Genomic DNA, 3,980 nt, shown 5'->3' on the forward strand with positions numbered 1-3,980 from the left:
GTCCACTTCCTCACTCGCTCACCACGAACCCCAAGGTGATCACTCATGACCTCGTACGCACCGCTCGCCGTCGCCACCCCCGCCAGCGCGTCCAGCCCCGGGCCCGCGGGCCCGCCCGGCTCCTCCATGTAGAGGTCGCGCCGGATCTCGACCATGAGCGCGCCGACGTTCACGGCCGTGCCGTAGTACCGCAGCGGCACGTACGTGCCCGCGAACGGACTGTCCAGCCCGATGCCGCCGAAGCCGGCGAAGGCCTCCCGTGCCGCGTCGAGCAACGCGGGGGGCGTGTGGAAGGAGTCCGTCCCGAGACAGACCGGCGGTCGCGGCCCGTCGCCGTGGAGTTCGTACGGCAGTGCCTTCGTGGGATACGAGTGGACGTCGATGACCACGGCCCGCCCGACGGCGTCGAGCCGCTCCGTCACCGCGGCCGTCATCGCCTCCGCGTACGGCCGGAAGTACCGCTCGATCAGGGCCTGTCCGTCGAAGTCGGCCGGCCGCAGGATCTCGCGGTGCGTGGTCCGCGTGTACACGGCGCCCATGCCGGCCGCCAGCATCTCCTCGCGCTCGTCGGGGAAGCGCTCGGGGTCGACGACGAGCCGGGACAGTCCGTTGACGAAGCGCCAGGGGGTGCGGCCCGCCGCCTGTGCCGCCGCCTCGGCGAGCTCCGCCGTGTGCGCGTCCGTGATGTGGTCCGACTCCACGCCGAGCTCCCGGTCGTCCAGCAGGATGCCGGCGCGGACGTCCTCGGGGATCACCCGGGAGGAGTGCGGGACGTGCAGGATCACCGGGGAGTCCGGAGCCCCGGGGTGGAGCCGGAACGAGGGGGCGGTGTCCGTCATGTGTCTCCCTGTCGCGCGTGCGGTACGGATGGCGTCGCGTCCATGATCGCCCGCCGCACCGACAGCCCGCCGTCGGCCGCCACCGGGGCCGCCCGGGGGCGCCGCCCGTGTCGGCCCCTTGCGACAATGACCCGGACCGGGAAACGCAGGGAAGGGGGAAGAGCATGATCCTGCTCGTCTTGTCCGTGGTGCTGGCTCTCGTGGTGGCCGGATGCGTCTGTGTCGTCTGGAGTGCCCGGGGCGGACCCCGCTGGGTGCGGGGCGTGGCCGCCGTCACACTGGCGGCCGGTGAGGCCGTGCGCCGGTCCGACCGCCGGCGGAGGCACTCGATCTCCTCCGGGGGCGGCGGGGGCGACTCGGACGGCGGCTGACCTGCCGGTTCGGGCCGTGCCCGGGGTCGTGGTCGGGTCGCGCCCGCCGCCACCGGGCCCGGCCCGGGGTGGCGCCCCGGGCGTCCCGGCGCCCCGCCTCGGACCGGCGGCGAAGCGCGCCTGCTCCATGGCCGTTTGGGCCGATACGTGCCGCCCCGGAACGCCATGAAAGCGGGCATTGCGGACCAACGGGGGTCGATGGGCGGTGGCGTAGGCTCCTGGGCTTCGGACGGGTATCGTCTCGGCCGCTCGGTCGAGAGGCTTCGAGCCCGCACCGAAGACGTGCCGCGGAATTTTCGGCGTTTCCTGTTATCCGGGAGACGGCCTGCGGTCTCCCAGATGCCGGGCATCGACAACAGGCGGGACAGGCAGAGTGAATCAGGGCATGGCTACACAGCACGGTACGGAGCTCGTCAGGGCTGCGCAGGGCGGCGACCTGTGGGCGCAGGACCAGCTCATCGCTGCCTACCTGCCCCTCGTGTACAACATCGTGGGGCGGGCGTTGAACGGTCACCACGACGTTGACGACGTCGTGCAGGAGACCATGCTGCGAGCGCTCGACGGTCTGCCCGCCCTCCGCGCCCCGGACAGTTTCCGGTCCTGGCTCGTGGCCATCACGATGAACGGGATCCGGGGCCACTGGCACAAACAGCAGTCCCGGCTCCCGATGGACGCCCTCGACGACGCGCGTGACGTCGCTCACCCCGGCGCCGACTTCGTCGACCTGGCGGTGGTCAAGCTGCACCTGTCCGGGCAGCGGCGCGAGACCGCCGAGGCGACCCGCTGGATGGAGCCGGACGACAGCGCCCTCCTCTCGCTGTGGTGGCTGGAGTGCGCGGGCGAGCTGACGCGCTACGAGGTGGCGGCGGCCCTGGAGCTGTCCACGCAGCACACCGCCGTCCGGGTGCAGCGGATGAAGGCGCAGCTCGACACCGCCCGCGTGGTCGTCCGGGCCCTGTCCGAGAACCCGCTGTGCCCCACGCTCCGGTCGGAGCTGGGCACGTGGGACGGTCGTCCCTCCGCGCTCTGGCGCAAGCGCATAGCCCGCCACGCCCGCGGCTGCGCGCACTGCGCGGGACTCTGGAGCAACCTCGTCCCCGCCGAGGGCCTGCTGGCCGGACTGCTGCTGGTACCGCCGTCGGCGATGCTGCTGGCCGCCGTCCGGGACGGCGCCGCGTTCGGCCTCACCGCGGCGACCGCGGCCCCGGCCGCCTACTCGGCACAGCCGTACGGCTCGGACGCCCTGTACGGGTCGCCCGCGCCCTACGCGCCCACGGTGGACTACGGGTCGCCCGCGCCGTACGAGGCCACGGGAGGCTACGAGGCCACGGGCACGTACGGGACCCAGGGGTCGTACGACACCCAGGGGGGCTACGACACCCCCGGTCTGTACGACACCCCCGGTCTGTACGACACCCAGGGCGGGTACGCCACGCAGGGCCTCTACGAGTCGCCGGGCGTCCAGGACACCCAGGGCCTGTACGAGACCCAGGGCCTCTACGACACCCAGGGCCTGTACGACACCCAGGGCTTCCACGAGACGCCCGGGGCGTACGGGACGACGGCGCCGTACGGCACACCGTCGCCGTACGAGGCGACGGCGCCCTACGGGATACCCGCCCAGCGGGCGCCGTACGAGGCGACGCCGCCGTACGACCCGGCGCCGCAGTACGGGACCGGGGGCTACGAGGCCGCCGCGCCGTACGACCCGGCGCCGCAGTACGGACAGCACGAGACGTACCGCACGGCGGACGGCCACGAGGCATTCGAGCCGGCGGCCGGGTACGAGGGCGCCGGAGCGCAGGAGGCGTTCACGCCCTACGCGACACGGAGCTCCGTCACCCCCGTCGGTGCGGCCGGCCGCGGTTCGCGCGGTGCCCGGCGTCGTCAGGAGCAGGAGCGCCGGCGCGGCCGCCGCAGGGCCGTCGTCGCCGCCGGCATGGCGGTCGTGGCGGTCACCGGCGGGTCCTTCTACCTGAGCGGCGGATCCGACGGCGACGGTGAGACGCTGGACGTGAACCGTGCCGCGGCCCCCGGTCCGGACCTGCCTGTCGGCCAGCAGCCGACCACCCTCCTGGCGACCCCCTCGCCCTCGGCGTCGACGTCGGCGAGCGCAAGTGCCAGCGCGAGCCCGTCCGTCCGTCCGAGCCGCACCGCGAAGGCCGCGCCGCCGAAGACGACCGCACCCCGCACCGCGTCGCCCGCGCCCAAGCCGAAGAAGACGGCCGACCCCGGATCCGACACGGGATCGAAGAGCGGCTCCGGCTCCGACTCCACCGCGGACCAGGTGATCAGCCTCGTCAACGCCGAGCGCGCCAAGGCGGGTTGTTCCCCGCTGACCGTGAACTCGCAGCTGACCAGGGCGGCTCAGGCGCACTCCGACGACATGGCGGCACGCGACTTCTTCGACCACACCAACCCCGACGGCAAGGGCCCCGGCGATCGCGTCACGGCCACCGGCTACCCCTGGTCGACGTACGGCGAGAACATCGCCATGGGTCAGAGCAGCGCCGAGCAGGTGATGGAGTCCTGGATGAACAGCCCGGGCCACCGCGCGAACATCCTCAACTGCTCCTTCAAGGAGATCGGGATCGGGATCCACGACGAGGGCGGCCCCTACTGGACCCAGGTCTTCGGCGCGCGCTGACGGCCTGCACGATCCGCCGGTAGCCGGTAGCCGGTAGCCGGTAGCCGGTAGCCGGTAGCAGGGAGTCGGGCTGACCGGGGCGGGGTGCGGTCGTCTTCGGCGGCGCGGCCTTCGCGGTGCGGC

The 3,980-nt window shown here is 73.3% G+C and carries 3 protein-coding genes and 1 pseudogene; 3 read left to right on the plus strand and 1 reads right to left on the minus strand.

Annotated elements, in window-relative coordinates; translation table 11 throughout:
* A partial coding sequence (locus tag EAO71_RS22915; protein ID WP_147979720.1) for an N-formylglutamate amidohydrolase occupies nt 1-839 on the minus strand: 839 nt, incomplete at its 3' end.
* A gap of 164 nt (nt 840-1,003) precedes the next feature.
* On the opposite strand from EAO71_RS22915, the gene EAO71_RS22920 reads away from it, so the two are divergent.
* From EAO71_RS22920 to EAO71_RS22930, 3 genes and pseudogenes are all read left to right on the plus strand, one after another.
* A complete protein-coding gene (locus tag EAO71_RS22920) occupies nt 1,004-1,210 on the plus strand; it encodes a hypothetical protein (RefSeq protein WP_147979716.1) in 207 nt (68 codons plus the stop codon).
* 385 nt (nt 1,211-1,595) lie between these two features.
* A pseudogene (locus tag EAO71_RS22925) lies at nt 1,596-2,417 on the plus strand (RNA polymerase sigma factor); the annotation flags it as partial.
* 732 nt (nt 2,418-3,149) lie between these two features.
* Nucleotides 3,150-3,857 (plus strand): CAP domain-containing protein, encoded by a 708-nt coding sequence (locus EAO71_RS22930; protein WP_147979721.1) that lies wholly within the window; start codon nt 3,150-3,152, stop codon nt 3,855-3,857.
* The last annotated feature ends 123 nt before the right edge of the window (nt 3,858-3,980 follow it).

It is taken from the genome of Streptomyces sp. MS191, from assembly GCF_008042125.1.
Lineage (GTDB): Bacteria > Actinomycetota > Actinomycetes > Streptomycetales > Streptomycetaceae > Streptomyces.